This window comes from Scytonema sp. NUACC21, from assembly GCF_054684315.1.
Genome location: NZ_BAAFZH010000090.1, coordinates 1 through 15118, shown reverse-complemented (window position 1 = coordinate 15118; position 15118 = coordinate 1). Strand labels below are relative to the sequence as shown.

Annotated in this window: 11 protein-coding genes and 1 pseudogene; 6 read left to right on the top strand and 6 right to left on the bottom strand. The window is 39.3% G+C overall.

Annotated elements, in window-relative coordinates:
* Positions 1 to 42: 42 nt before the first annotated feature.
* Positions 43 to 846, bottom strand: coding sequence for a peroxiredoxin-like family protein (locus tag ACYRY3_RS23775; RefSeq protein WP_460204109.1), 804 nt, complete (start codon positions 844 to 846; stop codon positions 43 to 45).
* Between the two features lie 179 nt (positions 847 to 1025).
* On the opposite strand from ACYRY3_RS23775, the gene ACYRY3_RS23770 reads away from it, so the two are divergent.
* Complete coding sequence (locus ACYRY3_RS23770) at positions 1026 to 1997, top strand: aldo/keto reductase (protein WP_460204108.1); 972 nt, start codon at positions 1026 to 1028, stop codon at positions 1995 to 1997.
* 169 nt (positions 1998 to 2166) lie between these two features.
* Positions 2167 to 3501 carry a hypothetical protein gene (locus ACYRY3_RS23765; RefSeq protein ID WP_460204107.1) on the top strand — a complete coding sequence of 445 codons (1335 nt, stop codon included), beginning with the start codon at positions 2167 to 2169 and terminating at the stop codon, positions 3499 to 3501.
* Between the two features lie 146 nt (positions 3502 to 3647).
* Here ACYRY3_RS23765 and ACYRY3_RS23760 read toward each other — a convergent pair whose 3' ends face one another.
* On the bottom strand, positions 3648 to 4706 hold the full coding sequence (locus tag ACYRY3_RS23760) for a serine hydrolase (protein ID WP_460204106.1): 1059 nt from the start codon (positions 4704 to 4706) through the stop codon (positions 3648 to 3650).
* Positions 4707 to 5073: 367 nt separating this feature from the next.
* Positions 5074 to 5331, bottom strand: a pseudogene (locus ACYRY3_RS23755) (RRXRR domain-containing protein); the annotation flags it as partial.
* A gap of 643 nt (positions 5332 to 5974) precedes the next feature.
* On the opposite strand from ACYRY3_RS23755, the gene ACYRY3_RS23750 reads away from it, so the two are divergent.
* Positions 5975 to 6187, top strand: coding sequence for a hypothetical protein (locus ACYRY3_RS23750; RefSeq protein WP_460204105.1), 213 nt, complete (start codon positions 5975 to 5977; stop codon positions 6185 to 6187).
* 310 nt (positions 6188 to 6497) lie between these two features.
* On the opposite strand, the gene ACYRY3_RS23745 is transcribed toward ACYRY3_RS23750, so the two are convergent.
* Positions 6498 to 7067: an HdeD family acid-resistance protein gene (locus ACYRY3_RS23745; RefSeq protein WP_460204104.1), complete on the bottom strand. Its 570-nt coding sequence runs from the start codon at positions 7065 to 7067 to the stop codon at positions 6498 to 6500.
* A gap of 118 nt (positions 7068 to 7185) precedes the next feature.
* Complete coding sequence (locus ACYRY3_RS23740) at positions 7186 to 8001, bottom strand: creatininase family protein (RefSeq protein ID WP_460204103.1); 816 nt, start codon at positions 7999 to 8001, stop codon at positions 7186 to 7188.
* Between the two features lie 320 nt (positions 8002 to 8321).
* Here ACYRY3_RS23740 and ACYRY3_RS23735 point away from each other — a divergent pair, with 320 nt between their 5' ends.
* The 3 genes from ACYRY3_RS23735 to ACYRY3_RS23725 all read left to right on the top strand — a co-directional run bounded on the left by ACYRY3_RS23735 (position 8322) and on the right by ACYRY3_RS23725 (position 14809).
* Positions 8322 to 13856, top strand: a complete 5535-nt coding sequence (locus ACYRY3_RS23735; RefSeq protein WP_460204102.1) for a trifunctional serine/threonine-protein kinase/ATP-binding protein/sensor histidine kinase — start codon at positions 8322 to 8324, stop codon at positions 13854 to 13856.
* On the top strand, positions 13837 to 14556 hold the full coding sequence (locus tag ACYRY3_RS23730) for an ROK family protein (protein ID WP_460204101.1): 720 nt from the start codon (positions 13837 to 13839) through the stop codon (positions 14554 to 14556). The genes ACYRY3_RS23735 and ACYRY3_RS23730 overlap by 20 nt, the downstream gene beginning before the upstream one ends.
* Before the next feature lie 88 nt (positions 14557 to 14644).
* On the top strand, positions 14645 to 14809 hold the full coding sequence (locus ACYRY3_RS23725) for a hypothetical protein (protein ID WP_460204100.1): 165 nt from the start codon (positions 14645 to 14647) through the stop codon (positions 14807 to 14809).
* On the opposite strand, the gene ACYRY3_RS23720 is transcribed toward ACYRY3_RS23725, so the two are convergent.
* On the bottom strand, positions 14786 to 14962 hold the full coding sequence (locus tag ACYRY3_RS23720) for a hypothetical protein (protein WP_460204099.1): 177 nt from the start codon (positions 14960 to 14962) through the stop codon (positions 14786 to 14788). The genes ACYRY3_RS23725 and ACYRY3_RS23720 overlap by 24 nt on opposite strands.
* Between the last annotated feature and the right edge of the window lie 156 nt (positions 14963 to 15118).

The following is a 15118-nucleotide window of genomic DNA, read 5'->3' as shown; positions in this document are numbered from 1 at the left end:
CGCATGGGTAGCAGCGTCAGTCATCACACTTCCTAAATCGTACTAATTATTACTCTCTGTACTGGAACGATCGCTCGCTCCACTTGTGAGAAAAGAGAGGGGATGACTCATATCAGCAGCAAAACCAAGGATGGCGCGGTCTCGATGCTCGTAAAGCAATTCTCCACGAGCATCAAACAGAAAAGTTGCTCCTCGTTGGGTAAGATAGGCAGCATTGGGAACATATGTCTTCCAGTTACTTAGCACTTCTCCCATATTTCGCAATCGCAAAGTGGCTAACTCAAAAGGGCGCTGAAAACCTTTGCCTCCAGCCCATTTGAAGAATGAACCTTTGAGTGGGGGCAAAGGGGGAGCCTTAACGATTTCAAAGTCGCCAATTAACTGAGGTGCTCTTGCGTCGCCCCTATATCCGCGAAAGACTTCCGCCAAAGTACCGGGGCTACCAATCCCAGCACACATCAACATTAGGTTGAGCCAAGCATTCGCTCCAGGCGATAAACCAGGTAGCTTGAGGGATAGACCTTCATACAGGTTGAGGGTTTGATGCAGTTGAGCGCTGGGATCGACAAACAAACAATCTGCCGGAAATCCAGTATAACTACAGAATCGCTCACCGGAAGTGCGATTGCCAATTCCCACGGCTCGGATTGCTATCCCTTGCGCTTGGAGGCGTTTGGCATCTCGTCGCAACCACCAAGCGTACTCAAGGCTGTCAAAATCTCCTAATTGTGGCAATACTAGCACCAGCTGCTCTTGTGAGGATTCGCAACCGCTCAAGATAGATACAACTTCTCCATCACTGACTCGTTGGCGTTGGGTTTGGCTCAAAACGCTATATGTACTCATTAGCTGCTAGGAAGTTAACTCTATATTTATCGTAAATCTTTGTAAAGGCGATCGCGCTTGCAGGGCAGTTCAAGCATCGCACCCTTTGGTCATGCCGCACTCCCATGAGCGATCGCAACTGAGATTACAATGTAACGGGTAAAGTAGAAAAAGTGTAGTAAATACGTATTGTATGGACTATGGATAAACGTAAACTCGGACGTTCTGAACTAGAAGTATCACCTGTATGTTTTGGCGGTAACGTCTTTGGATGGACGATTGATGAAACCACTTCATTTGAGATTTTAGATGCCTTTATTGCGGCTGGAGGTAACTTCATTGATACTGCCGATGTCTATTCTAGGTGGGTTGAGGGCAATGAAGGCGGAGAATCAGAGACGATCCTGGGTTCATGGATGAAGCAGCGCCGCAATCGCGACAAGGTAATAATCGCAAGCAAGGTTGGTAATGATATGGGCGATCGCGGTAAAGGGCTTTCTCGTTCGTACATTCTGCAAGCTATTGATGACTCACTGCACAGGTTGCAAACTGATTACATCGACTTATATCAGTCACATATTGATGATGAAAGTACTCCTCTTGAGGAGACCCTTGAAACCTATGCAGAGTTAATCCGTCAAGGGAAAGTGCGTGCGATTGGTGCCTCGAATTATCGTGCAGATCGTCTTTTAAGGGCATTGCAAATCAGCGAACAGCATGGTTATCCTCGCTACTTGAGCCTTCAGCCCCTCTACAATCTGTATGAGCGAGCCGACTATGAAAAAGACCTCGAACCACTTTGTATCGAACAGGAAATTGGCGTTATTAGCTATTTCTCGCTCGCCAGTGGTTTCCTTTCCGGAAAATATCGTTCGGAAAAAGATTTATCCAAGAGTTCCCGTGGAGGTTATGTAAAGAAATATTTAAACCCTCGTGGCTTCCGAATTTTAGAGGCAATTGATGAGTTAGCAAAAACTTACAATACGACTCCCACCCAAATCTCACTCGCATGGCTCATCCAGCGTCAGAGCATCACGGCTCCCATCGTCAGTGCGACAAATCTCCAGCAACTGGGGGAAATTATCAAAGCGGTCGATCTCAAACTTGACTTAGCCTCAATCCAGCTTTTGGATCGAGCCAGCGCTGATGACAGTGATGCGATACAGCTTTAGCCCGTAGCGTGCCTTATCGCTCGCCCTTAGCTATAAAGACAGGAAGGGAAAGCCATTTGTTGCTTGTTTACCTTCCTTCACTGGTATGCATAAAATTCCTTCCTAACGCAGATGCTTGATTCTCGTAGAACATCTAATCTACAACTGTCGGATCTGGTGAGACAGACTTGTGGATGCAATATTAGAGCGATCGCACCAACTACAACAAGATTTAACAGATTTTGTGTTTGATGCTGAGGGTGAACTCGCAGAAGCACTGGAAACCTATGCTGCAGAAAAGTCGCGCCGTGGTAGTGGCGACAATTTCCAAAAGGATTTCATCATTGACTCATTTATTACAGAAGGAAGAGTCGGTGATTCTTCTCCACTGGATTTGTATATACAAAGCCAAGGGGAATTCTCAGAAAGCGATCGCAAACTCATCAAAAGTTGGCATCGCACATTTATTGGCTTATTTGCCGTCACCAAAATTCTACCTGATGGTTTTGAACTCATGAACTGGCTGACAGCAAAGCACTATACAGTCAAGCCAAACAACACCAAATTACAAAAGGAACTGTCTCGTTTAAAAGAGGGAGACATTTTACTGACTCGTATTTCTCCCATGACGGACGCTTACTGGACATTTTCCGGTCCACAGACCCTTATGGGCAAACTAGGTAAACCGAAACTAGCAGTTGCCATTGGTAATTTTAAAGACAATTACAGAAACCAACTCTATGGAGATGCGCCTGAGTTACTAGAAGAAGCTTGGTTATCAGTCGAACAATATCATCAGCAATTTGTAGACTTTTTTGGTACTGATGAAGTCACATTGCCGGGGTACCAACTGAACAAAAAGATTACCGAGTTCCAAGAAATCATGACGCAAAAACGCTTGGAAGCAGCAGGTATCGATCCTTCAAAATCCCTAGAAGAAGTCGTACAAGAATCTGGTATTGGAGAAGAAGAAATTCAAGCCGTCGCAGAGGAATTTGGTGCTGATTCCAAAACAGTTTCTCAAATGTTGAGCAGCAAAAATGGCTCCAGTAAAATGGTGATGCCTAAAGTTGATTTGCCTGCTGAACTCAGAAAAGCAGAACAAGTAACTGCTCTTTCACATCCTCGATGGGGACAGATGTTTCTCCCAACCTATAGCAAAATCAAAGAAATTTTAGCAACAGAGGACTGGCAAAATATAGAAGGTGCCGAGAAACTTATTCGTTTCTATTTTGAAGATAAAAGTATTAATGCCTTTATTTGGCATCGCCTAGCCCAACAGTATCCGGTACAGTTAGAAAAAGTTGTGCAAACATTTTTACAACGTCCAGAGTTTCAGCTTCAAAGCGACTTAGATCCACTATTACAAGAATTCAACAAACTCATAGAGCCAGAGTTACCAGACATTGCTAGCGTACCAATACATTTGCATAACTTGTTTCAAGAAGCTGTGGTAGAAGTTAGCAAATCGAAGCCAAAGGGTAAGGGTCAAAAGCAGCCATCTAAAGGGTTTCAACGTTTATGATTGGAAAGCACTCTTGATAAAAGTGATTGCTACATCCACATGAAAAACCCCCTTTTGTCCCTCACCCCGGACAGGTGGAATTACACGAATGAAGCCCCGAATGGGAGAATTTTATACCTGTAGAGACGTAGCGTGCTACATCTCTATTAAGGTAAACTGGTTACTTGCGAATTGTTTTCGTAGTCATAGACAACCTGGGAAACTTTACGAATAAAATCCTTTGCCCTAGAGTCATGGTTTGGTCTTTTGACTAAAATTCCTGCTAAATATTTTTTTCCATTGGGTGTTTGAATAATCCCTGCATCTCCAAGTACAAATCTCAGAGTTCCGGTTTTGTGAGCAATTATTGCCCCCGAACCCAAACCTGCTGGAAGCAGACTTTGATTGTGACAGTGAAGCATCATATTCAAAACTTGGGAACGACTAATATCGCTTAGGAGTTGATTGTTAGCTAATAAGGCAGACAGTTGGACTAAATCTTTAGCACTGGTGGTATTTGTACCTTGAACATCTGCCAAGAGATTGCGAAGAACGGTGCTTTGCAAGCCCAAATCGAGAAAACGCTGATTTAATACAGTTTTTCCGCCTAAACGGTCAATAATCATATTTGTAGCAGTATTGTCACTGATAGTCATCATCTTGGTTGCCGTTTCCAAGACGGTATACCGACTACCAACAGGTTTATTTTGCAGATTTCCAGAACCACCTGCAACCAAATCCCGTCGCATGACCAAAGGTTCATCAAGACTGATTCTACCAGCATCCACTTCTTGAAATAGCACTATGAGAATGGGAAGCTTTATGGTACTAGCTGCTGGAAATGCCTTACTCCCATTAATGTCGAGATAATCGCCAGTTTGCAAATCTACAAAAAACATTCCTGGGGAAAGAAAACTGTAGCGGTTCATCAAAGCCCGAATTTGGGAATTGAGGGTTGACATTTCTCTCCCTAAATGAATACTCTTGGGGAATAACGGAGCATTCTCGGGTTTGACAAAATTAGTTTGAGATTCTGGGGCGATGAATTGAATTCCCGGTAAAGGAAGTGATTCCTTGGAAGAATTCTGTGCGATGCTGTTAGAGGATTTAACCAAGGCGATCGCTGTTGATTGATTCAGGTCGGAAGATTTTGATATTGTTGCTCTTGCTGGAGACGATAGCAGTACAATACTGGTGAGACTGAGGGCGAACCAGTGGAATTTCATTCGTGTGTTGGGAGAGTTGACTTGTAGTCGCTAATAAAATGCCTCCGCATAATAGTCATTACTAATGGAGGGTGTCAAGAGATCGGGAAAAGTTTTTATCGAAACAGAAAGTTACGGAAGTGATTCCGGGAATCCACCGTGGTTTCGCTGAGGGTGAATGTTAAAAAATGCCAACTGTCACCCAGACGATAATTTGTCTGGGTCTGGAAGCATAAGCGAGGATTTTAGTGTCACTTAAAGGAAAAGATGGCTGATTTTAAAGGATAAAGTGACCGCTCTTAAAACCTAGAATGCTTATTTTTACATTGTCCTCTTTGGTCATACTTAACAAGCGATCGCGACTCATAAAATCGCTATTTCAATAGACAACGCTTGACAAAGAGCAATAGGCGCATTTTCTGCCAAACTTTTCTAGCAAATATTCTCGCGTTTCATATCCTGCCAAAGTACCCTTTTGGTACTCTTTGCCTTGGAACTCGGGATTCTGCATTAATTGTGTATCGAACCTAACTAACTCTTGAGATATTGCGCCAATCGGAGCCAGTTTCATGAGTCGCTTTACCCAAGTTTCAATGTTATAAACACGACTCATAATACTGGGTGGCTTCCACCCTTCTGTCCGCCTATATCTCACTCTCTCCTTTACACATTGTTACACAGTTCTGTTTATTCACGCCCACCTACTTAAGTTAATAAAACAAAATTGTGGTCAATTCCTTTGGACTTTCTTAGAAGGCATCTATTACAGACCTTCTTGAAGAATAAAAGTCTTTTCGTAAGGAATGTGAACCACAACAGTAGATTTAATTACCTATTTCAAATATAGTTTCCTTTGATTGTAGTGTTGCCTGCCAAATGGTAGAGAAATATATTTTACCGTCTTTTACCTGCTTTTTCCATTAATTACCGTTTATTAGTAAAAATTTAAATAAAGGATTATTTACAATTTAACGCAATTATTTAAAGGTTGATATAGTACCAGCTTTTTCGTGATTTTTCTCATTTCAAAAGATAGAGATTTTTCCTAAAAATAGGGTATATTCATTTAACTGAAATTTATCCTTATAAAGGAGTATAAAAAATACCTACTAAGGAGCAATACATTTTACTTTATTTTAATTCAGAATTATTATGGAGCCATAGATGGTAAAAGACACAACAGTAGATTTAATTACCAATGTTCTTACAACTTTTTAACCTAATTTACCCAATACCAACTTTACTGTTGGCTTCCCCTCTTTGGTTCTCATATTTGTTTATGAGGACTTATGATGTCTACGAATTTCTGTAAAAATCAGCAAGAAACAGAAAAACATCCTAGTAATGAGCAACAGGATGATAGCAAAAAACACCAATATCAAAAAAGTAATACACCTAAGTGGAATTGGCAAGCAATAGTAAGGATAAGTCAGGTTACAAGCTATATAGCCACGATAATTCTCACCTTCCTGAAAATCCTTGAAGAATTAGGGTTGCTGTAACTTTATTGAGGATCGGGGAAGAAGGCTTTCTTCCCTATCTCTCAACTAACATCTTGCTCCTTCGATTGGGAGGGCTGGTGGGCTTTAGCCCTACCTACTACTGATATCATGTCCGGGTAAAGACTTATCATTAAGGCAGATGGGGAGAGGGGGAGATGGGGGGAGGGGGAGAGGGTTTTCCGGTTTTTGCACAGATTGTTTAATCATAACTAATTAACCGGACTTAATATGAAACCCTTACGAATGACTAATGACAAATGACTAAGGACGGCCCTTAGCAGTTACGTTTTGTCTTAGCAACCTACTGAGTTTAAGCGCTTGCAGTTTGGTCATGATGATTCAGAGCAGAACGAGCATTTAGAGATAGCATGACACGTGAAACACCTGTGGACAGAATGCTGGCACCAACCAGTGTTCCAAGAACCCAGGGTGCATCAAAGGGCCACTGGAACCAAATCATGGCACCAAGCACCAAGGTAACAATAGCGTTACCCAGAGCCCAAGTCCAATTTCGTTGCGGACGCAGACGGAATGCCAAAATCAACTCGAATACACCTTCTGTCAACAAAAAGCTACCCAGCAACAGGGTGAGGGTAAGAATTCCGGTGAAAGGATAAACAAACAGCATGATACCGGTTGCAATGTACAGCCCGCTTAATAAAAGCTTCCAAATAAAGCCTCCTTCATTGCGGGTTTGAACTGCGTAGGACAGTTTAGCAGCTCCTGAAGAGATAAGTATCAAAGCGACCCAAGTTTCTGCAAAGATTGTCGAAACAGCAGGAATCGAGATCGCAATAATTCCCAGAACAATGAGAAGACCACCAATCCACAGAGATCCGTTGATTTCTTTCTTGATGTTAGGAGAAACGTCGGTTGTCATGTAAATTTTTTCCCTATGCTCAAATAAAAACCCTACGTTTAGGCTAGAGAATTTCTCAGGGATAGGAGAATAGCCCCAGGGTAGACCTTGTCACAGCCTATTTATAGATTATTATTGTTCATACTGAGAAATCCGCACTTGCAGGTTGTTCAAACGCATATATGTCTTTTAGCACTTGCACCCAACCATCAGATACAGACTCAAGAATGCGGGTGCCCTTTTCTTTTGTTGCGACTGTGGGGTCACCTATCACCCCGCTTTTACTTAAATCTCGTGTTGTCCAAGCAAAAGATAATTTGCCTTCAATACTGAGCAAACTGCCCTCTGGTTGTTCTGGGGGATACTCTGCAATAGCAGCATCCATTTTGACTTGTTCTGGTAAAATTGCTAGCATAATGCTAGTTTCAGCATCCCCTGCATGAATACCAAATTGTTTCTCCTTAGGAGTTAATAATTCTCCAGTTATGTGGGGTACTCGCCAAGTGAACAGGGGAAATACCAAAAAGTCACTGTATTTCACGTGTAAATCCCGTGCCACAATATCCATCACCTGGGGCTGTCCTCCGTGAGAGTTCATCAAAACCAGTTTTCTAAATCCAGAACGGTAAAGACTTTCTCCTATTTCTGTCAGGGTTGCTAGTAGAGTTTCAGCACTGAGGGTAATTGTACCGGGAAAATGCCAGTGTTCGTTTGATTTACCGTAGTACAGAGTTGGCAAAGCGTATGCTGGAATACTTGTGTCTAGTTTTTCCAAAGCTTTTCCCAAGACTGCTACACCAATTGCTGCATCCACAATCAGTGGTAAGTGGGGACCATGCTGTTCTATTGCGCCTACTGGTTGAATCAACACAACATTTTCCTTGTTTGGCATGGCTTGAACGTCAGCCCAAGTCAAGTATGGAAAAAAGCGTGCTGCGGGAATAAAGCCGTGCATATTTCTTATGTTATCCCTGATAAAATTAAGACATCAAAATTCTTCTCTTTTATGGTAATCCTCCCATAAGTACATAGAACAGCAATATTTCATTCAAACTTCAACTGGCATCTCTTGCTATCTTTAAGGTGGCTGTGAGACAATAGCGATCGCACTCCAATGCTCTCTCCGCAATTTTACTATTAGTAGTAAGTATCTAAATTGAAATCTTCGGTACATCTCCAGTTGCAAAAGCTTCTTAATTTTTATTAACTTTTAAATATTTGCGTCACTGACTTTGCATCGTTTTTTAAGACTGTAAAGACTTCTTCATTAACTTTATGCTGATTTCTGGTTATAAAATTTTAGAAAATTTGAAAATTGGTGCCAATACTATGATTTATCGTGGTATTAGGAACTCTGACAAACAAGGGGTTATTATCAAAGCTATTACAAATCAATATCCAACTCTTGAGCAGATATCATGCTTAAAACATGAATATGAAATCACTAACAAGCTCAACTTTGAAGGAATTGTTAAAGCTTACACCTTAGTCAACTACTCTAACAAATGTGCTCTCATTTTAGAAGATTTTGGAGGAATAACGCTTTCTCAATGGTTACAATCGAGTCAGATTGAATTAATGGATTTTTTTAAAATAGCCCTTCAAATAATTACTATTTTAAAAGATATACATCAAAATAAAGTAATTCACAAAGATTTGAACCCAGATAATATTATTATTAATCCAAAAACAAGTCAAATCAAAATAACTGGCTTTAGTATTGCCTCCCACCTATCTAGCGAAAATCAAAAAATTTGTCTTGCTCCTAATTTGCTAGAAGGTACTCTTGCCTATATGTCGCCAGAACAAACTGGAAGAATGAATCGAGCCATTGATTATCGGGCTGATTTTTACTCATTAGGAATTACCTTCTATCAAATCTTAACGGGTGAATTACCGTTTCCAGCAAAAGATCCTCTAGAATTAGTGCATTGCCATATTGCCAAGCAACCAATTCCACCACATCTTTTAAATCCAGAAATTCCTTTGGCAATATCTGATATTGTCATGAAATTATTGATAAAAACAGCAGAAGATAGATATCAATCAGCAATCGGTCTCAAGTATGACTTAGAATACTGCTGGCAGCAGTTGCAAAATACTGGTCAGATTACTAATTTTATCGCGGGGCAGCAGGATTTTTCCCAACAATTTCAAATTCCTCAAAAACTTTATGGAAGAGAAATAGAAGTTCGTCAACTCCTAGATGCATTTGAGCAAGTTAGCCAAGGTGGTAGTGCAACAATTCTAGTATGCGGTTATTCAGGAGTTGGGAAATCTTCTTTAGTAAATGAAATCCACAAACCAATTCTCCGACAGCGGGGTTATTTCATTACGGGAAAATTCGATCAGTATAAACGAAATATTCCCTATGCTTCATTGATTCAAGCTTTTCAAGATTTAATTCGACAGTTCCTTACAGAAAGTTCTCAACAGATAGAAGAATGGAAAACAAAAATATTAGATGCTCTTGGTATCAACGGACAGGTGATTATTGATGTCATCCCTGAAGTAGAACTGATTGTTGGTAAACAACCAGATTTACCAATATTGGGAGTCACTGAATCCCAATTTCGGTTCAACATGGTATTTAAAAAGTTCATTCACGTATTCATGCAAAAATTACATCCACTGGTACTCTTTCTAGACGATCTACAGTGGGCTGATTTAGCATCACTCAATTTAATTAAGCTCCTGATGACAGACCCAGAAAGTCAATATTTATTAATGATTGGGGCATATCGTGACAATGAAGTGAATGCAGCACATCCGTTAATGATGACTTTGGACGAAATGACTAAAGCTGACGCTATAGTCAAAACTATTAAACTCCAACCCTTAAACATTAACCATGTCAATCAATTACTTGCTGATACCTTAAACTCTGAACTGACGACAGTACAGCCATTAGCAAAGCTACTATTTAATAAAACTGTTGGTAATCCTTTCTTTTTAGCTCAGCTACTCAAATCACTTTATCAGGAAAATTTGTTATTATATAGCCTTTGCCAATCCCAAAGTGAGGGAAGAATTCTAGGAAAGTGGCACTGGGATATTGATACTATTCAAAACGTTGATATCACTGATAATGTTGTTGAATTAATGATTGGGAAAATTAAAAAGCTAAATAATAACAGCCAAAATGTTTTAAAATTAGCTGCTTGCATAGGTAATAAATTTGATTCAAGTATTCTTTCAATAGTTAACGAAAAATCTTTATCAAAAACTGCTAATGAACTTTGGGAGGCTTTACGGGAAGAACTGATTCTACCTTTAGATAAATACTATAAAATTCCTATGGCTTATGGAGAAGAAGTAAATACTATTCTTTTAGATAAGATAGATATTTCCTACAAATTCTTGCACGATCGCGTACAACAAGCAGCCTATAAATTAATACCCCAGGAACAGAAACAAGAAATTCATTTGAAAATTGGTCGATTATTACTGCGTAATACTAGCCCAGATAAGTTAGAAGAACATCTCTTTGATATTATCAATCACCTCAATACAGCAAGGGAATTAATAACTGAACGAGCGGAGCAATATCAACTGGTAGATTTAAATCTTGTAGCAGGTCAAAAAGCAAAACTTTCCTCAGCTTTTGAAACAGCTTTGAGATTGTTTAGAATTGGAATGGATTGTTTGCCCGAGGGAAGCTGGCAAGAGAATTACAATCTCACTTTAAAAATTTATCTAGAAACAGGAGAATCTGAGTATTTAAATGGGAATTATGAGGGAGCATTCATGGTTTTTCAACAAACCCTCTCTCAAGTAAAAAATCTCCTTGATTGGTGCCAAGTAGCAGAGTACAAAATAATGTGCTACCGCATGAAAAATGATTTGAATTCAGCATACGATGTGGGTTTGAATACCCTTAAGGTTTTAGGGATAGATGTTGAGCCTTTTCCTAATGATGAATATTTGTTAAAAGAAATGCTAAAGACGCAAGCAATGATTGGCAATCGTTCTATTGATGAACTGAGAGAATTGCCGAAAATGCAAGACCTTGAAAAACTTACGGCTCAAAGGATTCTCAAGGAAATGTGGCCCATTGCTTACTTTTTAGGTTCTCAAGCAATGCACCTGTTTGCTATCAAGATAACTCAACTTTCAATTCAATACGGTAATTCTCCCATTTCAGTATTTGGATATATGCTCTTTAGCTTCTATCTAGTATCTAGATATGGTGAGGTTGAGTTAGGTTGTGAAATGGGTGAATTATCTTTAAAACTGCATGAAACACTCAAAACAAAAAATTTAGAGTCACATATTTTTAATGTTTGGGGAGGAGGAATCCTTCATTATAAAGAACATATTAGTAAAAGCAAGCCCTACCTATTACAAGGCTTTCATTCCGGTTTAGAAACAGGTTGCTACCAATGGGCTGGATATTGTTCTGTTAATTTCCTTTGGCAATCCTTTTTTGGTAATGAAACGTTACAAGAATTTGCTGACTTTACCGAGCGATTTATCCCAACTTTGAGAAAAATTGATAAAAATATGCTCAATTACTATTTATTAGCAAAGAGAGCGATCGCCATTTTAATAAATCCACTAGAACAAGAAGAAACAATCAAAGCATTGAATGAGCATCAATTATTGAAGTCTGCTTTAAAATCTAATGACTTATCCACTGCCTTTGTTATCTATTTTTACAAAATTTGTCTTTATAATTGGTACAGTGATTATGGAAAAGCAGTAGAATATGTTCAACTTGCAGAAAAGTTTATCAGTGGAGTAGAGGGAATTTTTATTAATCCTGTTTTCTACTTCCATCAAAGTATTGCTTTAGCCAAAGTATACACCGAAGTTAACAACCAAGAACAAGATAAATATTTAAATATACTTGAAAAAAATTTAGAAAAATTTAGAAAATGGTCAGAAAAATGTCCTCAGAATTATCTACATCAATATTTGCTCATTCAAGCTGAAGTCGCTCGTATACACGGACAAGACGATCGGGCAATGGAACTTTATGATGGGGCGGTTGCAGATGCTGCTGAACAGGGTTATCTACAAAATGAGGCTCTAGCTAATGAACTAGCTGCTCAGTTCTATCTCAGAAAAGGTAGAGTAAAAATTGCTAAAATATACATGGTAGATGCTCATTATTCTTACTTAAAATGGGGTGCATTTGCAAAAGTCAAAGATTTAGAAGTCAAATATCCACAACTCCTGTCTAGAATACCTGCAACAACAATAACAGAGCTTCAACTTAACAGTAACACCCATTCTACTTATAAAGGTTTAGTCAACAATCTAGATTGGACAACTGTTTTTAGGGCTTCCCAAACTTTATCTGAAGAAATTGTTTTGGATTCTTTGTTGAATAAATTAATGGTAATAGTTATTGAAAATGCAGGTGCTGAAATTGGGTTTTTAATTTTTTCCACAGAAGATGGTTTACAGATAAAAGCTAGAGGTAGTGTAGCCAAAAATGGCATAAATGTAGATTTAACTCCCAATATTGATTTTCGCGATCGTCTTCCAGTCTCTGTGGTTAATTATGTAGAAAAAACAAAAGAAAGGGTTGTTTTAGATAATGCATTTTGTGAAGGAATATTTACTGTAGACCCTTATATTATTACCTTTAAACCCAAGTCTTTGTTATGCTTGCCTATAATACATACAGGAAAGCTTATTGGTTTACTGTATTTAGAAAATAATTTAAGCACGGGAGTTTTTAATTCAGAACGTCTTGAAGTTTTACAAATTCTTTCCTCTCAAATTGCTATTTCTTTAGAAAATGCCCAACTTTATGAGAACTTGGAAAAAACAACTGTAAATTTGACCCAAGCTAAAGAACAATTGGAATATTATAGCCGAAACTTAGAAAAAACAGTACAAGAAAGAACACAAGAGTTAAAAGAAAAAAATGCTCGTTTAAAAAACAAAGCAATCCAGTTAAAACAAGCTTTAAATGAACTAAAATCCGCTCAATCTCAACTAGTACAAAGTGAGAAAATGTCTAGTTTGGGGCAATTAGTAGCTGGTGTTGCTCATGAAATTAACAATCCAATTAATTTCATTTCTGGTAATCTTAACTATCTAAATGAATGCATTAAAAACTTGGTAAATCTCATTAACCTTTACCAGCAACATTATCCCAAGGCAAATCCCGAAATTCAAGAGGAATGTCAAGCTATAGATTTAGATTTTATTATAGCAGATTTACCGAAGCTACTGTCATCTATGAAAGTAGGAGCCGATCGCATTCGTCAAATTGTCATTTCACTTCGTAATTTCTCTCGCCTTGATGAATCCGAAGTAAAGCAGGTAGATATTCATGAAGGCTTAGATAATACCTTACTCATTTTACAAAATCGATTGAAACCGAACTCAGATTTTTTGGGGATTGAGGTTATGAAAGAGTACGGAAAACTGCCGCGTGTAGAATGCTATCCCGGTCAATTAAATCAGGTATTTATGAATATCCTAACTAATGCAATTGATGCTCTTACAGAAGGAATAGGGAAAGAAATACTCACCTCTCCCCAAATTCGGATTTGTACTGAAGTGGTAGACAATCGTGTTGTTATTCGGATTGCTGATAATGGTATTGGGATGACAGAAGAGGTTAAGAATAGGTTATTTGACCCATTTTTTACGACAAAACCTGTTGGTAAGGGGACAGGTCTTGGATTGTCAATCAGCTATCAGATTGTAGTAGAAAAACATGGTGGTAAGCTAAGCTGTATTTCAGCACTCAATCGCGGTTCAGAATTTATAATTGAAATTCCCGTATCCCGGAATCAGGAATCCCCTCAAATTAAAGAAATCAATTACCATGGAAAACCCAACAGTTGAAAAAGATGGATCTATCCTTACCCTATCTGTTGATATTGGTGGTAGCGGTGTCAAGGTAATGGTTTTGGATATGACAGGCAACCCCTTAACAAAAAGGGCACGAACAGAAACACCACAACCAGCAAAACCGAAAGCTGTGCTTGATGCTATTGTCATGCTTGCTGCAACTCAGGGAGAATATCATCGCGTTTCTGTGGGCTTTCCTGGCGTGGTACATGGTGGCGTCACTAAAACAGCGGCGAATTTAGATCCCGAGTGGATTGGGTTTGATTTGGCAACTAGTTTGTCAAAGCGGTTAGAGAAACCAGTGTGGGTTATAAATGACGCTGATATGCAGGGATTGGGGGCAATTTCCGGTAAAGGTGTCGAACTGGTGATTACCCTAGGTACGGGCTTTGGTTCCGCTTTGTTTGTGGATGGTAAATTGGTGCCAAATTTGGAAATGGGACATCATCCGTTTCGCAAAGGGGAAACTTACGAACAACAACTCGGACGCGCTACTTTAGAAAAGATTGGTGTGGAAAAATGGAACAGGCGTTTGCAAAGGGCGATGGCATCTCTGGAACATCTGTTCAATTACGAGCATTTGTATATCGGTGGCGGTGAAACGAAAAATATCAAAATCGAGCTACCATCAAATGTCAAGATTATACCTAACGTAACTGGTTTATTGGGTGGTATCGCTTTGTGGAAGGATTAGGAGTTTGATGTCTGGTGGACTGTCTTAAGAAACACTCTTGAGGTAAGGAGAGAGGAAGTGAGGGAAGTGTTTCAGCCATTCATAACGGGTGGCACGCCGCCTGTGGGGCGCTTTCAAAGAAGACGTTTGGGAACTCCAAATACTTTTTCCCAATGCCATCGGCAGCGAGTCAGGTTCGATGCGCGATTGGGTTGAGATGAGGGCTGTGTGCGATCGCCATCTCAATCTACTACAGCCCGTACTCCTGTTCTAGAAAAGCGAGCATTCTTTCTTGTTTGGGTGTGAGATGGGATGGATCCGGCACTTTTGCTAACGCTTCTACTACAACCACATGGGTAGATTCGTATTCTTTGTATATTGTATCGCTCAGCTTTCGGATGCGATCTATATTTTGAGCTGCCGTCACTTCACATTTGACATACGTTGGTTCTAAAAGAAAAAATAAATACTAGTTTATAGATTTTTCCGGAATTATATTACTGGATCTGTAAAACTAAATATACAGTGATACAAATACAGTTCATGACTAGGTATGTTACACCGCGAGAAGCGATGCAAATCC

Bases quoted from the DNA above. Each gene is read 5' to 3' on its own strand.
- ACYRY3_RS23775 (WP_460204109.1), bottom strand. From the start codon at position 846: ATGAGTACATATAGCGTTTTGAGCCAAACCCAACGCCAACGAGTCAGT.
- ACYRY3_RS23770 (WP_460204108.1), top strand. From the start codon at position 1,026: ATGGATAAACGTAAACTCGGACGTTCTGAACTAGAAGTATCACCTGTA.
- ACYRY3_RS23760 (WP_460204106.1), bottom strand. From the start codon at position 4,706: ATGAAATTCCACTGGTTCGCCCTCAGTCTCACCAGTATTGTACTGCTA.
- ACYRY3_RS23750 (WP_460204105.1), top strand. From the start codon at position 5,975: ATGATGTCTACGAATTTCTGTAAAAATCAGCAAGAAACAGAAAAACAT.
- ACYRY3_RS23745 (WP_460204104.1), bottom strand. From the start codon at position 7,067: ATGACAACCGACGTTTCTCCTAACATCAAGAAAGAAATCAACGGATCT.
- ACYRY3_RS23740 (WP_460204103.1), bottom strand. From the start codon at position 8,001: ATGCACGGCTTTATTCCCGCAGCACGCTTTTTTCCATACTTGACTTGG.
- ACYRY3_RS23735 (WP_460204102.1), top strand. From the start codon at position 8,322: ATGCTGATTTCTGGTTATAAAATTTTAGAAAATTTGAAAATTGGTGCC.
- ACYRY3_RS23730 (WP_460204101.1), top strand. From the start codon at position 13,837: ATGGAAAACCCAACAGTTGAAAAAGATGGATCTATCCTTACCCTATCT.